This window comes from Paramesorhizobium endophyticum, assembly GCF_014640615.1.
Classification (GTDB): Bacteria; Pseudomonadota; Alphaproteobacteria; order Rhizobiales; family Rhizobiaceae; genus Paramesorhizobium; species Paramesorhizobium endophyticum.
This window is the reverse complement of the sequence record NZ_BMHH01000002.1, coordinates 195,352-216,321: the sequence shown is the minus strand read 5'-3', so window position 1 is coordinate 216,321 and position 20,970 is coordinate 195,352. Positions and strand designations below refer to the sequence as shown.

At 61.1% G+C, this 20,970-nt stretch carries 20 protein-coding genes and 1 tRNA gene; 14 read left to right on the top strand and 7 right to left on the bottom strand.

What is annotated here, in order from left to right; genetic code table 11:
* Positions 1 to 132: 132 nt before the first annotated feature.
* From IEX53_RS03505 to IEX53_RS03495, 3 genes are read left to right on the top strand one after another with little or no spacing between them, the layout of a single operon-like run.
* Positions 133 to 609, top strand: a complete 477-nt coding sequence (locus IEX53_RS03505; RefSeq protein WP_188821482.1) for a DoxX family protein — start codon at positions 133 to 135, stop codon at positions 607 to 609.
* Positions 610 to 664: 55 nt separating this feature from the next.
* Positions 665 to 853 carry a type II toxin-antitoxin system HicA family toxin gene (locus IEX53_RS03500; RefSeq protein ID WP_188821481.1) on the top strand — a complete coding sequence of 63 codons (189 nt, stop codon included), beginning with the start codon at positions 665 to 667 and terminating at the stop codon, positions 851 to 853.
* 6 nt (positions 854 to 859) lie between these two features.
* Positions 860 to 1,258 carry a type II toxin-antitoxin system HicB family antitoxin gene (locus IEX53_RS03495; protein ID WP_188821479.1) on the top strand — a complete coding sequence of 133 codons (399 nt, stop codon included), beginning with the start codon at positions 860 to 862 and terminating at the stop codon, positions 1,256 to 1,258.
* On the opposite strand, the gene IEX53_RS03490 is transcribed toward IEX53_RS03495, so the two are convergent.
* From IEX53_RS03490 to ade, 3 genes are all read right to left on the bottom strand, one after another.
* A complete protein-coding gene (locus tag IEX53_RS03490) occupies positions 1,255 to 2,868 on the bottom strand; it encodes a DEAD/DEAH box helicase (RefSeq protein WP_188821477.1) in 1,614 nt (537 codons plus the stop codon). The two genes, IEX53_RS03495 and IEX53_RS03490, sit on opposite strands and share 4 nt — an antisense overlap.
* 113 nt (positions 2,869 to 2,981) lie before the next feature.
* The gene (gene ilvA / locus IEX53_RS03485; protein ID WP_188821475.1) at positions 2,982 to 4,238 is read right to left on the bottom strand and encodes a threonine ammonia-lyase IlvA; all 1,257 of its coding nucleotides are present in this window, start codon (positions 4,236 to 4,238) and stop codon (positions 2,982 to 2,984) included.
* Positions 4,235 to 5,974 carry an adenine deaminase gene (gene ade / locus IEX53_RS03480; protein WP_236016033.1) on the bottom strand — a complete coding sequence of 580 codons (1,740 nt, stop codon included), beginning with the start codon at positions 5,972 to 5,974 and terminating at the stop codon, positions 4,235 to 4,237. Before ade ends, ilvA begins: the two co-directional genes overlap by 4 nt.
* Before the next feature lie 291 nt (positions 5,975 to 6,265).
* On the opposite strand from ade, the gene IEX53_RS03475 reads away from it, so the two are divergent.
* From IEX53_RS03475 to IEX53_RS03460, 4 genes are all read left to right on the top strand, one after another.
* The gene (locus IEX53_RS03475) at positions 6,266 to 7,243 is read left to right on the top strand and encodes a tripartite tricarboxylate transporter substrate-binding protein (protein WP_188821471.1); all 978 of its coding nucleotides are present in this window, start codon (positions 6,266 to 6,268) and stop codon (positions 7,241 to 7,243) included.
* A 175-nt stretch (positions 7,244 to 7,418) separates the two neighbouring features.
* Positions 7,419 to 7,880 (top strand): tripartite tricarboxylate transporter TctB family protein, encoded by a 462-nt coding sequence (locus IEX53_RS03470; RefSeq protein ID WP_188821468.1) that lies wholly within the window; start codon positions 7,419 to 7,421, stop codon positions 7,878 to 7,880.
* A gap of 6 nt (positions 7,881 to 7,886) precedes the next feature.
* Positions 7,887 to 9,389, top strand: a complete 1,503-nt coding sequence (locus IEX53_RS03465; protein ID WP_188821466.1) for a tripartite tricarboxylate transporter permease — start codon at positions 7,887 to 7,889, stop codon at positions 9,387 to 9,389.
* A 107-nt stretch (positions 9,390 to 9,496) separates the two neighbouring features.
* A tRNA-Leu gene (locus tag IEX53_RS03460) sits at positions 9,497 to 9,581 on the top strand.
* Positions 9,582 to 9,858: 277 nt separating this feature from the next.
* Here IEX53_RS03460 and IEX53_RS03455 read toward each other — a convergent pair.
* The 3 genes from IEX53_RS03455 to IEX53_RS03445 form a co-directional block, all read right to left on the bottom strand.
* Positions 9,859 to 10,227: a hypothetical protein gene (locus IEX53_RS03455; protein WP_188821464.1), complete on the bottom strand. Its 369-nt coding sequence runs from the start codon at positions 10,225 to 10,227 to the stop codon at positions 9,859 to 9,861.
* A gap of 145 nt (positions 10,228 to 10,372) precedes the next feature.
* Entirely contained in the window at positions 10,373 to 10,516 is a 144-nt protein-coding gene (locus tag IEX53_RS24325) for a hypothetical protein (protein ID WP_210311617.1), read from the bottom strand.
* A 259-nt stretch (positions 10,517 to 10,775) separates the two neighbouring features.
* Positions 10,776 to 11,162: a winged helix-turn-helix transcriptional regulator gene (locus IEX53_RS03445; protein ID WP_236016012.1), complete on the bottom strand. Its 387-nt coding sequence runs from the start codon at positions 11,160 to 11,162 to the stop codon at positions 10,776 to 10,778.
* Positions 11,163 to 11,271: 109 nt separating this feature from the next.
* Here IEX53_RS03445 and IEX53_RS03440 point away from each other — a divergent pair, with 109 nt between their 5' ends.
* Positions 11,272 to 11,976, top strand: a complete 705-nt coding sequence (locus IEX53_RS03440; protein ID WP_188821462.1) for a glutathione S-transferase family protein — start codon at positions 11,272 to 11,274, stop codon at positions 11,974 to 11,976.
* A 147-nt stretch (positions 11,977 to 12,123) separates the two neighbouring features.
* Positions 12,124 to 12,276 carry a hypothetical protein gene (locus tag IEX53_RS03435; protein WP_188821460.1) on the top strand — a complete coding sequence of 51 codons (153 nt, stop codon included), beginning with the start codon at positions 12,124 to 12,126 and terminating at the stop codon, positions 12,274 to 12,276.
* A gap of 47 nt (positions 12,277 to 12,323) precedes the next feature.
* Here IEX53_RS03435 and wrbA read toward each other — a convergent pair whose 3' ends face one another.
* On the bottom strand, positions 12,324 to 12,923 hold the full coding sequence (gene wrbA / locus IEX53_RS03430) for an NAD(P)H:quinone oxidoreductase (RefSeq protein WP_188821458.1): 600 nt from the start codon (positions 12,921 to 12,923) through the stop codon (positions 12,324 to 12,326).
* Positions 12,924 to 13,076: 153 nt separating this feature from the next.
* Here wrbA and IEX53_RS03425 point away from each other — a divergent pair, with 153 nt between their 5' ends.
* The 5 genes from IEX53_RS03425 (at position 13,077) to IEX53_RS03405 (ending at position 20,779) form a co-directional block, all read left to right on the top strand.
* A complete protein-coding gene (locus IEX53_RS03425; RefSeq protein WP_236016011.1) occupies positions 13,077 to 13,838 on the top strand; it encodes a competence/damage-inducible protein A in 762 nt (253 codons plus the stop codon).
* Positions 13,839 to 14,007: 169 nt separating this feature from the next.
* Positions 14,008 to 14,853 carry a universal stress protein gene (locus IEX53_RS03420; protein ID WP_188821456.1) on the top strand — a complete coding sequence of 282 codons (846 nt, stop codon included), beginning with the start codon at positions 14,008 to 14,010 and terminating at the stop codon, positions 14,851 to 14,853.
* 137 nt (positions 14,854 to 14,990) lie between these two features.
* Entirely contained in the window at positions 14,991 to 15,488 is a 498-nt protein-coding gene (gene gpt / locus IEX53_RS03415) for a xanthine phosphoribosyltransferase (protein WP_188821454.1), read from the top strand.
* A 121-nt stretch (positions 15,489 to 15,609) separates the two neighbouring features.
* Positions 15,610 to 16,095, top strand: a complete 486-nt coding sequence (locus tag IEX53_RS03410) for an NUDIX hydrolase (protein WP_188821452.1) — start codon at positions 15,610 to 15,612, stop codon at positions 16,093 to 16,095.
* Between the two features lie 874 nt (positions 16,096 to 16,969).
* Positions 16,970 to 20,779 (top strand): vitamin B12-dependent ribonucleotide reductase, encoded by a 3,810-nt coding sequence (locus IEX53_RS03405; protein WP_188821450.1) that lies wholly within the window; start codon positions 16,970 to 16,972, stop codon positions 20,777 to 20,779.
* Positions 20,780 to 20,970 lie beyond the last annotated feature (191 nt).

Genomic DNA, 20,970 nt, shown 5'->3' with positions numbered 1-20,970 from the left:
CGAAACGCCCGGAACGATCACGCAATCGTGGAGCACTGTGAAATAATAACCCAAACGATCGCAATATAAATTCCATATATAGCGCATTCATAGATAAATCCGGAAATATGACGCCTATTCGGAAACGCCAGAATGTCCATAGACAATATAGTGGCGGATATATTATTCAAAGGCCTCGGCGGAGCCGACATCGCGCTTACTCTCAATCGCGTCGCCACCGGCCTGTTTTTCGCGTTCTGCGGCTATCACAAGCTCTTCAATCCACAGCGGCATATCACCTTTGTCGAGGAATTGAAGCGATGCGGCATTCCCTGGATAGGCTTTAACCAATGGTGGGTGCCGCTCGTTGAATTCATGGCCGGCATGGCTGTTGCAATCGGTTTCTTGACCCCGCTCGCCGCGCTCGGCCTGCTCGTCGTCATCCTCGTCGCCGTCGCACTGACAGGCAGGCAGCGGGTCGAAATCTACAAGCCCATCGACGAAGCCGACCGACTCGATGACTGGCTTTATCTGCCCGAGACCCTATACGCCATCATGCTGATCGTCATCGTCACGGGCGGTTCCGGGCCATACAGCCTCGATGCCGTGATCCTGCACTGGCTTCACTGAAAATCTTGCCCCCCAGTAATTGATATGCTGCGCAATAATGTGTATTAATACACACATGAAAAGCGCGGAGATTATCAGATCGCTGGAACGGGACGGATGGCGGATCGTCGCTCAAAAGGGGAGCCACGTTCAGTTCAAGCATCCTGTAAAGCCGGGCCGCGTAACTGTCCCTCACCCGGAACGGGATGTCCCCATCGGCACCCGCAAGAGCATCGAAAAGCAATCCGGGCTGAAATTAAGGTAGACGACCATGCGAAACTATGTCGGATTGATTCACAAAGAACCCAGCAGCGATTACGGCGTCCACTTCCCGGATTTTCCCGGCCTCGTAACGGCCGGCAGGGATTTGGACGAAGCGCGGGCAAATGCAGAGGAAGCCCTGGCTTTCCATGTCGAGGGAATGACCGAGGATGGCGAAACCATCCCCGAGCCCTCCAGCCTGGAAGCCATCATGGCCGATCCCGACAATAGGGAGGCCGTGGCATTCCTTGTGCCGCTCAAGGTCGGAGCGCCCAAGGCGGTGCGCGTCAACATCACGCTGAATGAAGATATACTTCAGCAGATCGATGACTACGCCAACAAGCATGGGCTGACCCGGTCCGGTTTCCTGGTCCGGGCCGCCAAGCGTGAAATCGAGAAGGCGGCTTAAGCCGCTCTCGCCCCAGCCGGGCGCTTTCTGCGGCGGAAGGGCTTCTTTTTCTGCCCATCGCGCTCGGCACCGTCACGCGCAGAACCGTCATTGGACCAGATCGCCTCGCGGCGCTCGCCCTGGGGGCTGGCATGGTTGCGCTGGCCGGAGCGCTGGCCGCCTTTCGGCTTGTTGCGGTTTCCGGCGGGACGCTCGGTGGCGGCTTCCGGCTTTTCCGCCCTCGGCTTCACCGGCAGCGGGCCGACCGGAGCCGGCGCGTCCTTGACCGGCAGCTTCATGCGGATCACCCGCTCCACCGCCTTCAGCTTGGCATGTTCGGCACCCGGATCATAAAGCGTAATCGCAGCTCCGGAAGCACCGTTGCGGCCTGTGCGGCCGATGCGGTGCACATAGCTTTCCGGCTCGTCCGGCAGGTCGTAATTGACCACATGGCTGATGCCGACAACATCGATGCCGCGCGCGGCGATATCGGTGGCGACGAGAATGCGCACGGAGCCATCCTTGAAGCCGTTGAGGGCACGCTGGCGCGCATTCTGCGACTTGTTGCCATGGATGGCGGCAACATCATAGCCGTCGCGCTCCAGATTACGGGTCACCGCATCCGCACCATGCTTGGTGCGGGTGAAGACGATGACCGAGGCCATGGACTGGTCCGTCAGCATGCCCGAAAGCACGCGCTTCTTGTCCTTGGTCTGCACGGGATGCAGAACCTGCGTGATTTCTGACGCGGTCGTGCCCTGCGGCGCAACCTCGACGCGAACCGGTTCCCGCAGCAGGCTCGCTGCGAGCGACGCGATTTCCTGCGGCATGGTGGCCGAGAACAGCGCCGTCTGGCGGTCCTTATGCGTTGCCTTGGCGATGCGCTTCACATCATTGATGAAGCCCATGTCCAGCATCCGGTCGGCCTCGTCGAGCACCAGCCAGCGCGTTTCGGAGAGGTCGACGGCATTCTCGCGCACCAGATCGGTCAACCGGCCCGGCGTGGCGATGAGCACATCGACGCCCGGTTGCATCCGCCTGATCTGCGAAAGGCGCGACACGCCGCCGAGTATAAGCGCCGTGGAGACATGCGAGCCCTTCGACAGCGTGCGGATCGTCTCTTCGATCTGCACGGCCAGTTCGCGCGTCGGGGCGAGGATCAGCGCGCGCGCGGTCTTGCCTTTGCGCTTGTCGCCCAAGCCGATGATCTTGACGAGGATCGGCAGGCTGAATGCCGCCGTCTTGCCGGAACCGGTCTGCGCAATGCCGAGAATGTCGCGGCCTTCAATCTGCGCCGGGATCGACTGTTCCTGAATCGGCTTCGGCGCGCTCATGCCGGCGCTCTCGACAGCCTTCAGCAGGACGCCCGTGATGCCCAATGCGGCAAAGCCGCTATTTTCGATAGTGTTTTCCAAACTCAATCTCTTTCGAGCGGGCACCGGCTTCCGGTCCCGCAAAATTCCAGCCAACAGGCGCAACCTGCAGGCTATTTTTCTTTTCGGTAAACGACGAAGCGCTGGAGCATAATGCCCGCACGCGACTTGCGCTGCCGTGTCCAGAGCCGCACGCTCCAGAACCTTTTTCGACGCAACCAAGTCCATGCTATGGGAAAGCCGGATGATCCGGCCCAAGCGCCTACTTCGTCATATGGAGGTATTCGACGGGAAATGCAAATGAATAATAGTGAGTAGGGAATAGTGAGTAGTGAGATAGAGAGGTTCTACCCCACTACTCACTATCTTACTCAAATAATGAAATCCGCCAGCACTTCGTCCTCCGTCACGTCCTGATAGGACCAGCCGGCCTCCTCGAAGCGCTGGTTGAGAATGCTGAAATTATTAGGGTCCTTCGTTTCGATGCCAATGAGCACCGAACCGAAATTGCGCGCCGATTTCTTTAAGTACTCGAAGCGGGCGATGTCGTCGTCGGGGCCCAGGAGGTCGAGGAAGGAGCGCAGCGCGCCGGGCCGCTGGGGAAAGCGGAAGATGAAATATTTCTTCAGCCCCTCGTGGCGCAGCGCCCTCTCCTTTACGTCAGGCAGGCGCTCGAAATCGAAATTGCCGCCCGAAACCACCAGGACGATGCGCTTGCCCTTGAGCTCGCTCTTTTTGAAATCCTTGAGCGCGTCGATGGCGAGCGCGCCCGCCGGCTCCAGCACCACGCCCTCGATATTCAGCATCTCGACAATGGTGCCGCAGAGGCGGTTTTCCGGAATCAAAATCACAGATTCCGGATCGAACCCTTTGAGAAGCCTGAAATTTTCCTTGCCGATTTCGGCCACCGCCGCGCCATCGACAAAATTATCGACGCGGGCAAGCTTCACGCGCTTGCCGGCTTCCAGACTTTGCCTGAGGCTCGGCGCGCCCTTCGGCTCCACGAAGCGGAAGCGCGTCTTCCAGCCGAGATCGTCAAGATAGCGCGTGACGCCCGCCGAAAGCCCGCCGCCGCCCACCGGCAGGATCATCAAATCCGGCTCCTTGCCATCGGGCAATTGATTGCGAATCTCATGCGCCACCGTCGCCTGCCCCTCGATGATTTCGGCATGATCGAATGGCGGCACCATCATTGCGCCGGTTTCGGCGACATGGGCCTGCGCGGCGACATAGCAGGCATCGAAAATATCGCCGAACAGCCGGATTTCGATGAAATCGCCGCCGAAGGCGCGCGTCTTGTCGATCTTCTGCTGCGGTGTCGTCACCGGCATGAACACCACGCCGCGCCGTCCGAAATGGCGGCAGACGAAGGCGAAGCCCTGCGCATGATTACCGGCGGAGGCGCAAACGAAGACCGTGTCGTCAGGGCAATCCTCGATCGCGGCGGAAATGAAATTGAACGCGCCGCGGATCTTGTAGGAGCGCACGGGCGAGAGATCCTCGCGCTTCAGCCAGATTTCCGCGCCATATTTGCGGGAGAGGTAATCGTTGATTTGCAGCGGCGTCTCGGGGAACAGCGCGCGCATTTTCGCCGTGGCGCGCTCTACGCTTTTGGTGAAACCGGTCATGGGAAGAGGTCTACTTTCTCGAAGGTGCGGACATCGATAAGGCCGATATCCGATATGCGCAATTCCGGTATCACCACCAGCGCCAGCAGCGAATGCTGCATATAGGCGTTGTTGAGCGTGCAGCCCATCGCCCGCATGGCGTTGACGAGCTTGTCGGCCTTGGCGGCCACCTTCTCGGCCCGCTCATCCGACATCAAGCCCGCGATCGGCATCTCCACCAGCGCCAATTCGCGGCCCTTGGAGAAGAGCACGACCCCGCCGCCCACCTCACCCAGCCGGTTGGCGGCCTTGGCCATGTCGTCCTTGTTGGTGCCGACGACGATCATGTGATGGCTGTCATGCGCCACGGTCGAGGCGAGAGCGCAGTCGAGCGTATAGCCGAAGCCCGAAACGAAGCCGTTGACGACCGCGCCCGTTCCCCGATGCCGCTCGACCAGCGCGATCTGGCAGACATCGTTGCGCCGGTCCATCTGCACGATCCCGTCCATGACGGGAAGCTCCGCCTCGAGCGCCCGCGTCGGCGCTTGATTCTCGATGACGCCTATAACGCGCGCCGTGACTGTTTTGCCTGGCTTGGGCGCGGCGATATCGAAATCCTCCGCAGAAAGCTTGCGCCCGAGCTTCACCGTGTTCTTGGCCTTTGCCGGATAGTCATAGGCCGGAATATTCGCCAGAAGCTTGCCCTTCTCAGCCAGCAGCACGCCGCGCCCATAGACCCGCTCGATGGTGAGCGCCGGCAAATCGGAGACGATGAGGAAATCCGCCAGCCGTCCCGGCGTGATCGATCCGATCTCCCGCTCCATGCGGAAATGCTGGGCGGTGTTGAGTGTCGCCATCTGGATCGCCGTCACTGGCTTCATCCCTTGCCGGATCGCGTGGCGCACCACCCGGTCCATATGCCCCTCATTAACCAGCGTGCCGGAATGGCTGTCGTCGGTGCACAGGATGAAATTGCGCGGATCGAGCCCCTGCTCCGTAATCGCCTTGATCTGGCTCGCCACGTCATACCAGGCCGAGCCGAGCCGCAGCATCGCCCGCATGCCCTGCCGGACGCGCGCAATGGCGTCCTCCACCCGCGTGCCTTCGTGATCGTCCTCCGGCCCGCCGGCGACATAGCCATGGAAGGCGCGGCCAAGCTCCGGCGAGGCATAGTGCCCGCCCACGGTCTTGCCCGCGCTGGCGGTCGCATCGATCACGCCGCGCATGGTCGGGTCATTTCCCGCAACGCCGGGGAAATTCATCACCTCGCCGAGCCCAATGATGTTGGGCCATGTCATCGCCTCCGCGACTTCCGCCGCCCCGATGGACGCCCCGGCATTTTCCAGCCCCGGCGCGGAGGGAACGCAGCTCGGCATCTGCACCTTGACGTTGATCGGCATGGCCAGCGCCTCGTCATGCATCAGCCGCACGCCCTCAAGCCCCAGCACATTGGCGATCTCATGCGGATCGATGAACATGGAAGTAGTGCCGTGCGGGATGACGGCGCGGGTGAATTCGGTCACCGTCACCATTCCGCTTTCCACATGCATATGCGCATCGCAAAGCCCCGGCACGAGATAGCGCCCCTCGGCATCCACCACCTTGGTCGTCGGGCCGATGCAATGCGCCGCGTCATGGCCGACATAGGCGAAGCGCCCCGCGGCGATGGCAATGTCGATGCCGGCGACGATCTCGCCCGAGTAGACACTGACCAGGCGCCCGTTGCGCACAACGAGATCGGCATGCTTGCGCCCCATCGCCACGTCAACAAGCAGCGGCGCCGCCTCGACCCATGGTTTCGGCTGCTGTCTCGTCGTCGCGGCGGACGTTTTGCTGGCTGCGGGCAAGGGTGCCTCCTATGGTGCGGAACTTCGCCAAATCCGACGAATAATAAAGGATCGGGCTTATACTATGGTGGAAAGAAAGAAAATGCCGGTGGCGTTTCCCCTTGACACTTGCCGCCCTCTCCCGTTCGATATCAACCCATGTGCCTGAGCTTTTGGCGGGAGGAGAATCGCCAAGGCCCAGGCTTATCTGGGGAGGACAGCATGAAGAATCTATTCACAGCCGTGGCGGCAGCCGCGGCTTTCACCGTCGCCGCATCGGCAGCGGGCGCGCAGGATTATCCGCAGCGCAACATCACCATGGTGGTGCCGTTCTCGGCGGGCGGCCCCACGGACACTGTGACGCGGCTTGTCGCCGAGGCCATGTCGAAGGATCTCGGCCGGCAGATCATCGTGGAGAATGTCGGCGGCGCGGGCGGTACGCTCGGTGCGGCGCGCGTGGCCAAGGCCGACCCCGACGGCTACACCCTGCTGCTTCACCACATCGGCATGGCGACCAGCGCCACACTCTATCGCAAGCTGCCCTATGACACGCTCAACGCCTTCGATTATGTCGGCCTTGTCACCGACGTGCCGATGACCATCGTCGCGAAGAAGGATTTCGAGCCAAAGGATTTGAAGGGCCTCATCGACTATGTGAAGGCCAACGCCGACAAGGTGACGCTCGCCAATGCCGGTATCGGCGCGGCCTCGCATCTGTGCGGCATGATGTTCATGAACGCGATCAAGACGCAGCTCGTCACCGTTCCCTACAAGGGCACCGGCCCGGCGATGACGGACCTTCTCGGCGGGCAGGTCGACATGATGTGCGACCAGACCACCAACACGACGAAGCAGATCCAGGCCGGCACCATCAAGGCCTATGCCGTCACTTCGCCTAAGAAGCTCGACGTGCTGCCCGATCTGCCGCCCGCGTCGGAAGCCGGCCTTCCCGATTTCACGGTCGGCATCTGGCACGGCATCTACGCGCCGAAGGGCACCCCTGATGACGTGACGAAGAAGCTTTCCGTCTCGCTGCAGAAGGCGCTGAAGGACCAGAACGTCGTCGCCCGCTTCGCCGAACTCGGCACCCTCCCCGCCACAGAAGCGGAGGCGACGCCGGAGGGGCTGAAAGCCAAGCTGGAAACCGAAGTCGCTCGGTGGAAGCCGGTGATCGACGGCGCGGGGCAGTACGCGGATTAGCACCAACGCCCTCCTTCCCCCTTGTGGGGAAGGTGCCCGCGTCAGCGGGCGGATGGGGGTGGTGACGTTTGCGCCTCTGCTGGAGACCATGGTGTAAACGTCACCACCCCCACCCGACCCTTCGGGCCACCCTCCCCGCAAGGGGGAGGGAAGTGTCGAGCTAATGAGGCCAAGTATGAAACCGATCGCCATCAACGCCCGTGACGGTCTGTGCGCCGCGATCTTCATCGCGCTGGGCGCCTTTTTTGCCATGCAGGCGCTGGGGCTGGAACTCGGAACAGCGTTCCGGATGGGCCCGGGCTATTTCCCGCTGGTCCTGTCGGGGCTGCTGATCGTCCTTGGCCTCGTCATCCTCGTGCAGGCGACGCGATATAAGGCCGAGCCCATCGGGCCTATCGCCTGGCGCGGGATGCTGTTCATCCTCCCCGCTCCCATCATTTTCGGCTTGACGATCCGTGGCCTTGGCTTCGTGCCCGCCGTGTTCCTGACCGGGCTCATCGCCGCCTTCGCCTCCAGCCGGATGAAGCCGGGCTTCGCCCTCATTCTCGTTGCAGGCCTAACGCTCTTTTCCGTCATCGTGTTCAGCTATGCGCTGGGCCTGCCCTTCCGCCGTTTCGGCCCGTGGATCAGTGGTTAAATACGCATGGAACTCTTCCACAACCTCGCCCTCGGCTTCGCCACCGCCGCCACGCCGTGGAACCTGCTCTTCTGCCTGATCGGCGTACTGCTCGGTACGCTCATCGGCGTGCTTCCAGGCATCGGGGCGACGGCGACCATCGCCATGCTGCTGCCGATCACCTTCCAGCTGGAGCCGGTATCGGCGCTCATCATGCTGGCGGGCATCTATTACGGCGCGCAATATGGCGGCTCGACCACGGCGATCCTCATCAACATGCCGGGCGAATCCTCCTCCGCCGTCACCGCTATCGACGGCTATCAGATGGCCCGCAACGGACGGGCCGGGGTAGCGCTCGCCACCGCCGCCATCGGCTCCTTCTTCGCCGGCACCGTCTCGACCTTCCTCGTCGCCATCTTCGCCCCGCCACTGACCGCTGTCGCGCTCGAATTCGGCTCGGCGGAATATTTCTCGTTAATGGTCGTCGGCCTCATCATGTCCATCGCGCTCGCCCATGGCTCTGTCATCAAGGCGCTGGCCATGGTCGTGCTGGGCCTCCTGCTCGGCCTCGTCGGCACCGACATTTATACCGGCACGCCCCGCTTCATCCTCGGCATGCGCGACCTCTCCGACGGCCTCAATTTCGTCGCCGTGGCGGTGGGCGTCTTCGGCGTCGCCGAAATCCTGCGCAATCTCGAAAACGAGCATGAGCGCTCGGTGATGGTCAAGAGAGTCACCGGCCTGATGCCGACCAAGGAGGATTTCAAGCGCATGTTCGCGCCGATCCTGCGCGGCACGGTGCTTGGCTCAGCCCTCGGCATTCTCCCCGGCGGCGGCGCGATCCTCGCTTCCTTCGCCTCCTATACGGTGGAAAAGCGCGTCTCGAAGACCCCCCAAACCTTCGGCAAGGGGGCGATCGAGGGGGTCGCGGGGCCGGAATCGGCCAACAATGCGGGTGCGCAGACCTCCTTTATCCCCATGCTGACCCTGGGCATTCCCGCAAATCCCGTCATGGCCCTCATGATCGGGGCGATGATCATCCAGGGCATCGTACCCGGCCCCAACGTGGCAACCGAGCAACCCGCGCTGTTCTGGGGCATCATCGCCTCGATGTGGATCGGCAATCTGATGCTGATCGTATTGAACCTGCCGCTCATCGGCCTCTGGGTGAAGCTGCTGACGATCCCCTATTACGTGCTGTTCCCGATCATCCTCGCCTTCTCGTCCATCGGGGTCTACAGCGTCAATTCCAACGTGTTCGACCTCTATACGGTCGCCTTCTTCGGACTCATCGGCTACGTCCTTGTGAAGCTACATTGCGAGCCGGCCCCGCTGCTGCTCGGCTTCGTGCTGGGGCCGCTGATCGAGGAGCATTTGCGCCGCGCCATGATCATCTCGCGCGGTGACCCCACGATCTTCATCACGAGGCCCATCAGCGCAGGCCTGCTCCTGCTGGCGCTTATCGTTCTGATCGTCGTGCTCCTGCCCAGCATCAACCGCAAGCGCGAGGAGATTTTCGTGGAGGATTGAACTCTCCCCAGTGGGCTCTGGAGATTAAGAACGCTTTGTAGAATGCAAGGTGAAGCTGCAAAACAATCTCTTGACTGTCTCGCTTAAGTGCTTGATTGAAAAGATACGCGGACGTGGCGAAACTGGTAGACGCAAGGGACTTAAAATCCCTCGGGCTTGCCCGTGCGGGTTCGACCCCCGCCGTCCGCACCATCTATCGGATCCGGCTGGCGCTCTGTCTGGCGACGGTTGGAAACCACGGCGGAGAGCAATTCGTCCACCCCGACACGGCCGGCTTGCCAGATACCTGCCGAGAGCGCATCGAACACGGCCCTCGGATGCTTCCGCACAAGCACTCCGATGGCGCGTAACTTGCCCGCCGCCTTCATGCGGGCGAAGGCTGAATTGCCTGTATCGCTGACGAGGCTTTTCTCCAGGAGATCGGGAAGACCGCTCCTCGTTTCCGGCAAAGAATCCGTGCGCTCAAGGCTTAATGCCTTATCACGGCCCCGCCGGCGTCGAGCTTTTTTTCTTTGGACGCCTCCTCGGGCAGCAGCGAGTGAGCGGTGTTGCCTATTACCTCGATAGCAGCATCCGCTGCGCTCTGTATGGCCTTCGTAGCAATGGCCATCGACTTGCCGCTCTTTTTCAGTCCCTTTTTGCCGGCCTTGGCAATTTCATGCCGTTCCTCCACAAGGGCGGCGGCAGCGGCAGCGGCACCCGCAGTCAGGGCACTGGCCAGCAGGTTGCGGCCCGTTGAAGTGCCAAGCAGGGCGCGCAGCATTTTCGAACGCCGCAGGGCCTTCGGCACTTTAAACCCACCTATCCGCTTCGGAATCGCTTTGCGTTTTTTTCCCATGATTTCTCTCCGTCTTGGTCAGAGGTGAACGCAACGGGTAGTTGGCGGTTCCGCAGGTTTTGGCGTGTCGTCGGATGAGCGTGACCACCCTTCTCTGTTATGCGAAACGGCTCATTTCCCCTTCTGCTTCAGATTAAGGCCTGCTTCAGGCCCGTTCCGCCGCAACGAGCAGGAACATGGGCTGCTCCCGCTCTTCTGCGAGTTCCGGCTGCGCGGCGATCTGGGCTTCACTCGGGCCGAACTCCTCAACATGCCCGATGGTGAAACCGTTGCGGATGAGCCGATTCAACGTCGTGCCGACCGTGCGATGGATATTTCAGCACGCCATCCGCCAGCCAGTTCGTCCGGCGAGGTCCTTCCATCTTGTATTGTCCACCGGCCAGCTCTTGCGCCCTTGCTCATCCCTGATCCAACCCGGCTGGCGCGGGGCCATGAAGATCGAATGCTCCGTCGAGAAGCCGAAGCGCGAGGCCGGCGGGTTGCGTTTGACACTCTGTCGCGTTTTCTCAGCGCGAAAAAGGCCGCCGCACTGTCAATCGGGAGCGCGATTACTCGCCCGCGATCGACGCGGCGTGTTCTGTGTTGGCGTCACGCTCGTGCGTGGTAAAGGTTGCTTGCCGCTCCTCGCCATCGGTCTCCTCCCACCAGTCGCCCAGAGCGTTGAGCAACGGCACCAGCCTTTCTCCGGCGGGCGTCAGATCATATTCCACACGCAGCGGATAGCCATCGAACTCGGCGCGCCGGACAATGCCCGCCTCCTCCAGCTTGCGCAGTTCGAGCGTCAGCATCTTGTGCGAAATCGTCGGATTATCCCTCCGCAGATCGCTGAAACGCTTCGGCCCCTCCTGCAGATAATAGATCAGCAGCGTCGGCCAGCGGCCGTTCAGTATCTGCATCACTTCCTCGATCGGGCAACGGGAGACGAGGTCTTTCATAAGCCGCTCCATGGTAACAAAAAGGTGCGTAATTTACTTGGGCGTCCGGGCCGCTAATGTCCGCCCCGCTGCGCAGCGTGATGTTCAAAACTCACGGAGAACCAAATCAATGGACCCTATCCTTATATATGGCTTCCCGGCGGGAAGCTCCATGGGACTTGTCGCAGCAATGGAATGGCTGGGGCAGCCTTACCGGCTCTGCCGGGTCGATATGCTCGGCGAGATGCGCGAGCCATCCTACAGGCGGATCAATCCGCGCGTCGAAACGCCCGCCCTCATTACCGACAAGGGCGATGTCGTGACCGAGACCATGGCAATAGCCGCCTGGCTTGAAGCGCGTGATACGGAGCGGCGGATCAGCTTCGACCCGCTATCGCGCGAGGCGGACCGGATGCATCAGTTGATGGCTTTCATCAACACCGGCTTCACGGGCGCGTTCTACCCGCTCTGGTTTGCGCTGGAAATGACCCCGCCCAACCCCGCCATGCAGGCGATGCTGCGCGAGTGGGGCTGCGAGCGGGTGATCGAGCGCCACGACCGGCTGGAGGAAATGATCGGCGATACGAAATTCATCGTCGCGGATCGTCCCACGCTTGCAGACGGTATCCTCATTGGCGTCGCGCGCTGGCTGGATTTCCACGAAGTCGCCGACCAGCAACGCTGGCCGAAGCTCCACGCGCTGCGGGCGCGGATCGAGGCCGACCCCGCCGTCATCCATGCGCTCACGCAGGAGAATGGAGAGATGCAGCCGGGCAACGGATCCTGCAAAGGCCATGTCGATCTTGCTGAAGTGATCGAGCAGTTCGGTTCATAGCAACGCTTTTATCGGCCATTGCGGGCCTGGCAGTGCGGTTGCGATCCAAGCGATGCGGAACAAACGGCTGGAACAAGCGTTTTCATCCCTCGTTCCCAACCGCCTCCGCCGCACCGCTACCCCGCGCTGGCGCAGAAAGGCCAAGCGATGCGTATCTTCATTATTGCAATTATCCTGCTGTTTGTCGCCGGCGTCGGTTTCTTCCTGTTTCTGAACCTCTATTACGTCGATCCGCAGGCACCCGCGGCGAGTCTCGAACATACGCACGCTAACCCGGCGGCAAACATCATCGGAAAGTAGGCCAGGCTGCGCGCGCCGTGTTCACAACGACGCGCGCAGTGGTGCTATCACCCGTGCAGCCTTGCGGTGATCCCGGCAAAGCGCTTGCCCTGGAATTTCGCGCCCGCCAGTTCCTGCTCGGAGGGCAAGCGCGAGCCGTCGCCATTGGTGGTCGTGGTCATGCCATAGGGCGAGCCGCCCCGCACCACATCATTGCCCATCTGCTCCTGATAGGCATAGGAAAGCGGCACGATGATCATGCCGTGGTGCTGCAGTGACATTTGAGCCGAAGCGAGCGCCAGTTCTGCGCCGCCATGCTGCGTCGCGCTCGAAGCCATCACGCTCGCCGTCTTGTCGATCAGCTTGCCTTCGACCCAGAGCGGACCGGTCTGGTCGAGGAAATTCTTCATCTGCGCCGGCATCATGCCATAGCGCGTCGAAAGGCCAAAAATGATGCCGTCATAATCGGCAAGCTCCAGCGGGTCGGCCACAGGCGCTTCCTGGTCGAGCTTGTAGTGAGCCTTTTTCGCCACCTCTTCCGGCACAAGTTCCGGCACGCGCTTGATCGTCACGTCCGCGCCGGCCTCGCGCGCGCCTTCCGCGGCGGCCTTGGCCATCGCTTCCATATGCCCCCAGGACGAGTAATAAAGCACGAGTATCTTCGCCATCTCAAATCTCCGTATCGGTCGAAATCGCCGGCCCGTCGCGGCCCCTCTTTATGTGCCGCAATTGGAAAAGAATGGAACCGCCTCAATCGGTGACGGACTGTTCACCGGTGCATTTTCGGCTTACATATTTCAAAGATAACGGAGAATGAGACCATGTCGGATGGACATCAGGAAAAGCCGATAACCGCGGCCATGCTCGCCATAGGCGACGAGCTTCTGTCGGGCCGCACCAAGGACAAGAATATCGGCCATCTCGCCGATATCATGACCACCATCGGCATCGATCTGAAGGAGGTTCGCATCGTCCCCGACGAGGAGGATAGCATTGTCGACGCGCTGAACGCGCTGCGCAACACCTATGACTACGTCTTCACCTCCGGCGGCATAGGCCCGACTCATGACGACATCACGGCCGATGCGGTGGCGAAGGCCTTCGGAGTTCCCTGCGAGCATGACCAAATGGCGATGCAGATTCTCGGCGCCCATTACGCCGCGCGCAACATCGAGTTCACCGAATCGCGCATGCGCATGGCCCGGATGCCGCGCGGCGCACAGCATATCGATAATTCCATTTCGGTTGCGCCGGGTTTCACCATCGGCAATGTCTATGTGATGGCCGGCGTCCCTTCCATTTTCCAGGCCATGCTTGATAATGTGGTGCCCACGCTTCGCACCGGCAGCAAGCTCATCTCGCGGGCGGTCGCATGCCCCTTTGGCGAGGGCGTCATCGGCGAGCCGCTGCGCGCCATTCAGCACGCCCATCCCGATACGGTCATCGGATCTTATCCGCGCTATGAGGAAGGCCGGTTCTCTACCGAACTGGTGGTGCGCTCACGCGACGAGCAAAAGCTTGCCGCAGCGGTTGCCGCCGTGGAGGCCATGGTCGAACAGCTGAAAGCCCAGCAGGCCGCCTGACGCGCCAGCTTTGCGCTGGCTCAAGGCTGACGAAGCGAGGTGTGGGCTAGACTGGGTGCAACGCAGCAGGCTTCTGCGCGTTATACGGAACGGACCATAAGCATTTTGCAGCCAGACGGACCCGTCTACGCAGCATAATGCGCAGCAGGAGACCGGAAGGAGGCTCGTTATGGGATACCGGACGCTTATCGCCTATGTGCGCAACGCCGCCGAGATGAAGCGGATCGTCGCCGCGGCAGCCCTTGTGGCGGCAAAAAGTGACCGCGCGCATATTATTGGCATCTATGCCATCCCCTCCCCAGTCGTCTACGCTGACCCGAATGGCTTCGTCGATGCAACGATGTTCGAGGTCCACGAGGCGCGCCATAAGGAAAACGCTGAAAAGCTTCAGGAATTGTTCGATGTCGAAATGCGCCAGTACGACCTGCCGCATGAATTCCGCATCGTCCATGCCAATAGCAGCGACGGTTCGGATGGCATTCTGCAAAGCGCATTCCGCGCCGACCTTATCATCGCCGGTCAGCCTGACCCCAACGATCCGGAGCTATCGAATGATACCAGCGAAACGCTGGTTTTTGACAGCGGACGGCCTGTGCTTCTCGTTCCCTATGCCTTTTCGGCGCCATCGGAGATTTCCCGTATCGCCGTCGCCTTCAACGGCAAGCGCGAGGCGGCCCGCGCCGCATTCGACGCCCTGCCCCTGCTCGTCGCCGTCAAGTCGGTCGAGATCATCTGGGTCGATCCGCCGGAAGCCTCCAGCCAGAAGATCAATGCGGTGGCCGGAACCGCCCTTGCCGAGGCGCTCGACCGTCACGGCGCGAAGGTGGAGGTCAAGCAATTGAGCTCGCAAGGATTATCGGTGCAGGAAACCATCCGGCAATATGTGATGGGCAGCGGCATCGACCTTCTCGTCATGGGGGCCTACAGCCATTCGCGGTTGCGGGAGCTCGTCTTCGGCGGCGTGACCCGGTCCATCCTCAGCGACATGCCGATGATGACGCTGGTTTCCCGTTGACATCCCGGCGTTTCGGGCAGCGGACGCTTGCAACGAGTGGCTTTTTCCGCTTAACAGCAGCGCATCCTTAAAAAGCATGGCCGGGAGAATGCGGACGCTCTCAACCCGACCATGCGGCTGAATTGGAGTGCGCGCCGATGTCCCTGCCCGAAAAAGCCTTTCCCGTTTCCTGGGATCAGTTTCACCGCGACGCGCGCGCGCTCGCTTGGCGCATTTCTGGCATCCAGCGCGAATGGCGCGCCATGGTCGCGATCACTCGCGGCGGGCTGGTGCCTGCGGCCATCATTTGCCGTGAACTCGGCATCCGTCTCATCGAAACCGTCTGCATCGCCTCCTACCACGACTATTCCGAGCAGGGTAAGCTCCAGATTCTGAAGGGCATCGGCGGAAATTTGCTCGAAAATGGCGGCGAAGGTGTGCTCGTAGTGGACGATCTTACCGACACCGGCAAAACGGCCGCCATGGTGCGCGAGATGATGCCGAAGGCGCATTTCGCCACAGTCTACGCCAAGCCGCTGGGCCGGCCGCTTATCGACACTTTCGTTACTGAAGTCTCGCAGGATACTTGGATTTACTTCCCATGGGACATGGGATTCACCTATCAGGAGCCAATCGCCAAGTCGCACCGGGGATAATTTGCGTATTTTGCCGCAAACAAGCGGGTTTTCGACGAAATCTTAGCAGTTTTTTCATTTCGCACGTTGCTATCGTAGCGAATCGACCCATCTTGGGGAGATGAATGGAAAGACACTTCCCATGCACTTCGACCTTGCCACCACCGTCGCGACGGACAAACGGATGAGAACGCCTACCGGCCGCTGGCTGCAAGTGGGGGCGCTCGTCTGGCGTGACAATAGCGGGCGGCTAGAAGTTCTGCTGATCACCAGCCGGGGCACGGGCCGCTGGATCATCCCGAAGGGCTGGCCACAAGTGGGCAAGACGCTGCCGCAGGCCGCATTGCGCGAGGCTTATGAAGAGGCCGGCGTACGCGGCACCGTCGCCACCCGGACCGTGGGCAGTTACCCCTATGAAAAGAGCGACATCCCCCACGACACCGATAGCGCCTTTATAGTCGATGTATTCCCTGTCCACTTCTCGCATCAGGAACAGGATTATCCCGAATACGGCGAGCGGCGGGCTGAATGGATGAGCCCCGAGGAGGCGGCGGCACGCGTCGACGAGCCGGAGCTGAAGACCATCCTGCGCGGCTTTGGCATGTCTAGCCAGATGGCGGCAGAATAGCACGCTTCCTGTTCGCTGGCAGTTCGCCAGAAACGAACTTGAAACGGTTTCTCTCGGCGTCATTCTCGGGCTCGTCCCGAGAATCTACCGTGGTCTACTGTGTCGGGACAGTGATCGCATATCCGTTTTCCTATGGCAGATTCTCGGGACAAGCCCGAGAATGACGGCGGACAAAAAATGGGGCCGTCCCCCCTACTCTGTGTTTAACCTAAATCAATAACCAACGGGCTTTTCCCCCGCGTTGCCTTCGCGCTTCAGGCAAGCCACAAGGCCCTTTTTCCATCCCTTCTCCCCATTATCCACACGCGCGACACACAAGATATTGCGTTCATAAATTTGAAACAGACCAGCCCTTGACGCACAGGGTCGAGTCACATTTTATGCCTTTCAAGCGTTGCGTTGTGGCGTGGCCGTGCGTGTGGAAGGCCGGCTTTTCACCGACATCAGAGCCTTTTTCGACGGAAGATGCGTGGAAATTCCCGCATTTTGCGTTCGGGTTCTCATGTCGGGTTTCTGGCGGGTTGGCGGCTTCCCAAGGCCGCCGTTAAAGAGGTGGGAGATGGTGCGTTAACACAAGATTTAGTGTTTGCATTCACAATAGGCACCAGATAAAGTAATTACTCCCCGGTTGCGGGATCAAAAAACAATCAGGTGGCGGACAAATAGAGCATGACCCGGAAAGTCGCGGACTTTTCGAACGGGATCATGCGGCAAGTCGTTTAGCAAGCCCGGAAGGGCCGGCTGAGGCTTGCGGTAAGGGGGCTTGGTTTTGCGGCAACGCAAGGCCGGAATGCGGCGGCGCGCGGCTGCTGTCCCGGGCGTCAGGTGAAATGACGCGGGCCAGTCGCCATATATACGAGGATGGATCGGACCAATGAAGATCGAACGGCGTTTTACGAAGGAAAACCAGTCGGCCTATGCGGATATCCCTTTCCGCAAGGCTACGAGTGAGATCAGGAATCCCGACGGTTCCGTTGTGTTCCGCCTGGAAGGCATCGACGTGCCCGCCCAGTTCAGCCAGGTCGCGACCGACGTGCTGGCGCAGAAATATTTCCGCAAGGCCGGCGTCCCCGCGCGCCTCAAGAAGGTTGAAGAGAACGCCATTCCTTCCTGGCTCTGGCGCTCCGTGGCCGATGAAGAGGCGCTCGCCGCCCTCCCCGAGGATGAGCGCTACGGCTCGGAAATGGACGCGCGGCAGGTCTTCGATCGCCTCGCCGGCACCTGGACCTATTGGGGCTGGAAGGGCGGCTATTTCGATTCGGAAGCCGACGCCCTCGCCTTCCGCGACGAGCTTGCCTATATGCTCGCCACCCAGCGCGTCGCGCCCAACTCGCCGCAATGGTTTAACACCGGCCTGCATTGGGCCTATGGCATCGACGGCCCCGGCCAGGGCCATTATTATGTCGACTGGCAGACCGGCAAGCTGACCAAGTCCAAATCCGCTTACGAGCATCCGCAGCCGCATGCCTGCTTCATCCAGTCCGTCCAGGACGACCTCGTCAATGAAGGCGGCATCATGGACCTCTGGGTGCGCGAGGCGCGCCTCTTCAAATATGGCTCCGGCACCGGCTCCAATTTCTCGCATTTGCGCGGCGAAGGCGAAAAGCTCTCGGGCGGCGGCAAGTCGTCGGGCCTCATGTCCTTCCTCAAGATCGGCGACCGCGCGGCGGGCGCCATCAAGTCGGGCGGCACCACGCGCCGCGCCGCCAAAATGGTGGTTGTCGATATCGACCATCCCGATATCGAGGAATATATCGACTGGAAGGTGAAGGAGGAGCAGAAGGTCGCCGCCCTCGTCACCGGCTCCAAGATCGTCAAGCAGCACCTGACCGCCATCATGAAGGCCTGCGTCAATTGCGAGGCCGGCTCTGAAGAGTCTTGGGGCGATTGCTATGAGCCGACCAGGAACCCTGCGCTCAAGCGAGAGATCAAAGCCGCAAAACGGAACCAGGTTCCGGAAAACTACATCAAGCGCGTCATCCAGTTCGCAAAGCAGGGCTATACCGACATCCAGTTCCGCACCTATGACACGGATTGGGATTCGGAAGCCTATCTCACCGTCTCCGGCCAGAACTCCAACAACTCCGTCTCGCTGAAAGACGAGTTCCTGCGCGCCGTGGAGAATGACGGCACGTGGAATCTCACCGCCCGCAAGGACGGCAAGGTGCTGAAGACGCTGAAAGCCCGCGACCTCTGGGAGAAGATCGGCTATGCCGCCTGGGCGTCCGCCGATCCCGGCCTGCACTTCAACACCACGATGAACGACTGGCACACCTGCCCCGCCGCCGGCCCCATCCGCGCGTCGAACCCGTGCTCGGAATATATGTTCCTCGACGACACGGCCTGCAATCTCGCCTCCATCAATCTTCTGACCTATCGCAAGGCGGACGGCACCTTCGACATCGAAGCCTATGAGCACACCGTGCGGCTCTGGACGATCGTGCTCGAAATCTCCGTGATGATGGCGCAATTCCCGTCGAAGGAAATCGCCCGCCTCTCCTATGAATATCGCACGCTGGGTCTCGGCTATGCCAATATTGGCGGTCTGCTCATGATTTCGGGCATTCCCTACGATTCGGATGAAGGCCGCGCCATCGGCGGCGCGCTCACCGCTGTCATGACCGGCGTTTCCTATGCGACGTCAGCCGAAATGGCAGGCGAACTCGGCACCTTCCCCGGCTACGAGCCGAACGCCGCCAACATGCTGCGCGTCATCCGCAACCACCGCCGCGCCGCCCATGGCGAAAGCCAAGGCTATGAAGGCCTCTCCGTCAACCCCGTGCCGCTCAAGGCCACGGAATGCCCGGACCAGAAGCTGATCGAGCACGCCCGCGCCGCCTGGGACAAGGCGCTCACGCTGGGTGAGAAGCACGGCTATCGCAATGCGCAGGTTTCGGTCATCGCGCCGACCGGCACCATCGGCCTCGTCATGGATTGCGACACGACAGGCATCGAACCCGATTTCGCGCTGGTGAAGTTCAAGAAGCTCGCCGGCGGCGGCTATTTCAAGATCATCAACCGCGCCGTGCCGGAAGCGCTGCGTACCCTCGGCTACACCGAAAGCCAGATCGCCGAGATCGAGGCCTATGCGGTCGGCCATGGCAATTTGAACCAGGCCCCGGCCATCAATCCCGGCACGCTCAAGGCCAAGGGTTTCACCGATGAGAAGATCGAGGCGCTGAACGGCGCGCTGAAATCAGCCTTCGACATCAAGTTCGTCTTCAACCAGTGGACGCTCGGCGCCGACTGGCTGAAGGAGCAGTTCGGCTTCACGCAGGAACAGCTCGACGATTTCTCCTTCGAGCTTCTCCCCGCCCTCGGCTTCTCCAAGAAGGACATCGAGGCCGCGAACATCCATGTCTGCGGCGCGATGACGCTGGAGGGCGCACCGTTCCTGAAGGAAGAGCACTATCCGGTGTTCGATTGCGCCAATCCGTGCGGCAAGATCGGCAAGCGCTATCTCTCGGTTGAAAGCCACATCCGCATGATGGCTGCGGCGCAGCCTTTCATCTCCGGCGCGATCTCCAAGACGATCAACATGCCGAACGAGGCGACCGTCGAGGATTGCAAGAACGCCTATATGCTGTCCTGGAAGCTGGCACTCAAGGCCAACGCGCTCTATCGCGACGGCTCGAAGCTGTCGCAGCCGCTGAACAGCGCCCTCATCGCCGACGATGAGGAAGACGAGGACGATGCGGTCGAGGCGCTGATCGAGGCTCCCGCCGCGGCCCGCGCCGTGCAGGTCACCGAAAAGATCGTCGAGCGGATCGTCGAGAAGATAGTGCGCGAGCGCGAGAAGCTCCCCAATCGCCGCCAGGGCTATACCCAGAAGGCGGTGGTCGGCGGCCACAAGGTCTATTTGCGTACCGGCGAGTTCGGCGACGGGCGCCTCGGCGAAATCTTCATCGACATGCACAAGGAAGGCGCCGCCTTCCGCGCGATGATGAACAATTTTGCCATCGCCATCTCGCTCGGCCTGCAATATGGCGTGCCGCTGGAGGAATATGTGGAGGCCTTCACCTTCACCAAATTCGAGCCGGCGGGCATCGTCATCGGCAATGACGCGATCAAGAACGCGACGTCGATCCTCGACTATGTGTTCCGCGAACTGGCCGTCTCCTATCTCGGCCGTCACGACCTCGCCCATGTCGACACCACCGATTTCTCCAATACGGCGGTCGGCAAGGGCATCCAGGAAGGCAAGACCAATCTCCTCTCCACTGGCTGGACCCGTGGCTACAAGCCCGCGCTGGTCGGTGAACCCAAGGGATTGGCAGCGGCCCCGGCTGGAAAGAGCACGCCCGCCAAAGCCTCCAATGTGACGGAATTGAAATCCCCCACCAAGGCGTCAGTCACCGCTGCCCGCCCTGCCCTCGGCCTCGTCACCGACGGCGCCACCGCCTTCAAGCGCGACTATGAGGAATCGGCAGAGAATGCCACCCAGGGCTTCGCCGAGGAAGCGGACGCAACGGAGCTCTTCTCCGACCAGGCTGCCGCCGAAGCCGCAAGCGCCAAGACGGAAGCGCAGACTTCGGCCAAGAAGGTCGAGGCCGACCGGCGCATCAAGTCGATCATGCAGGGCTATACCGGCGACAGTTGCTCGGAGTGCCAGAACTTCACCATGGTCCGCAACGGCACCTGCCTCAAATGCGACACCTGCGGCGCCACAAGCGGCTGCAGCTGATCAAGTTGAGGCGGTTTGTTGAGGAGGGCAGCATAGTTTGTCCTCCTCTACCTAGATAACCGTGATGTCTAGACATTAAAGCCGTGCGGGTGCCTCGGACCTGTACGGCTTTTTGTTTGCACAGAATCTGAACCGCGCGGCCGGTCGAAATCAGTCCGGATATGCTGCCTGTTGCGAGCACGGGTCCTTGC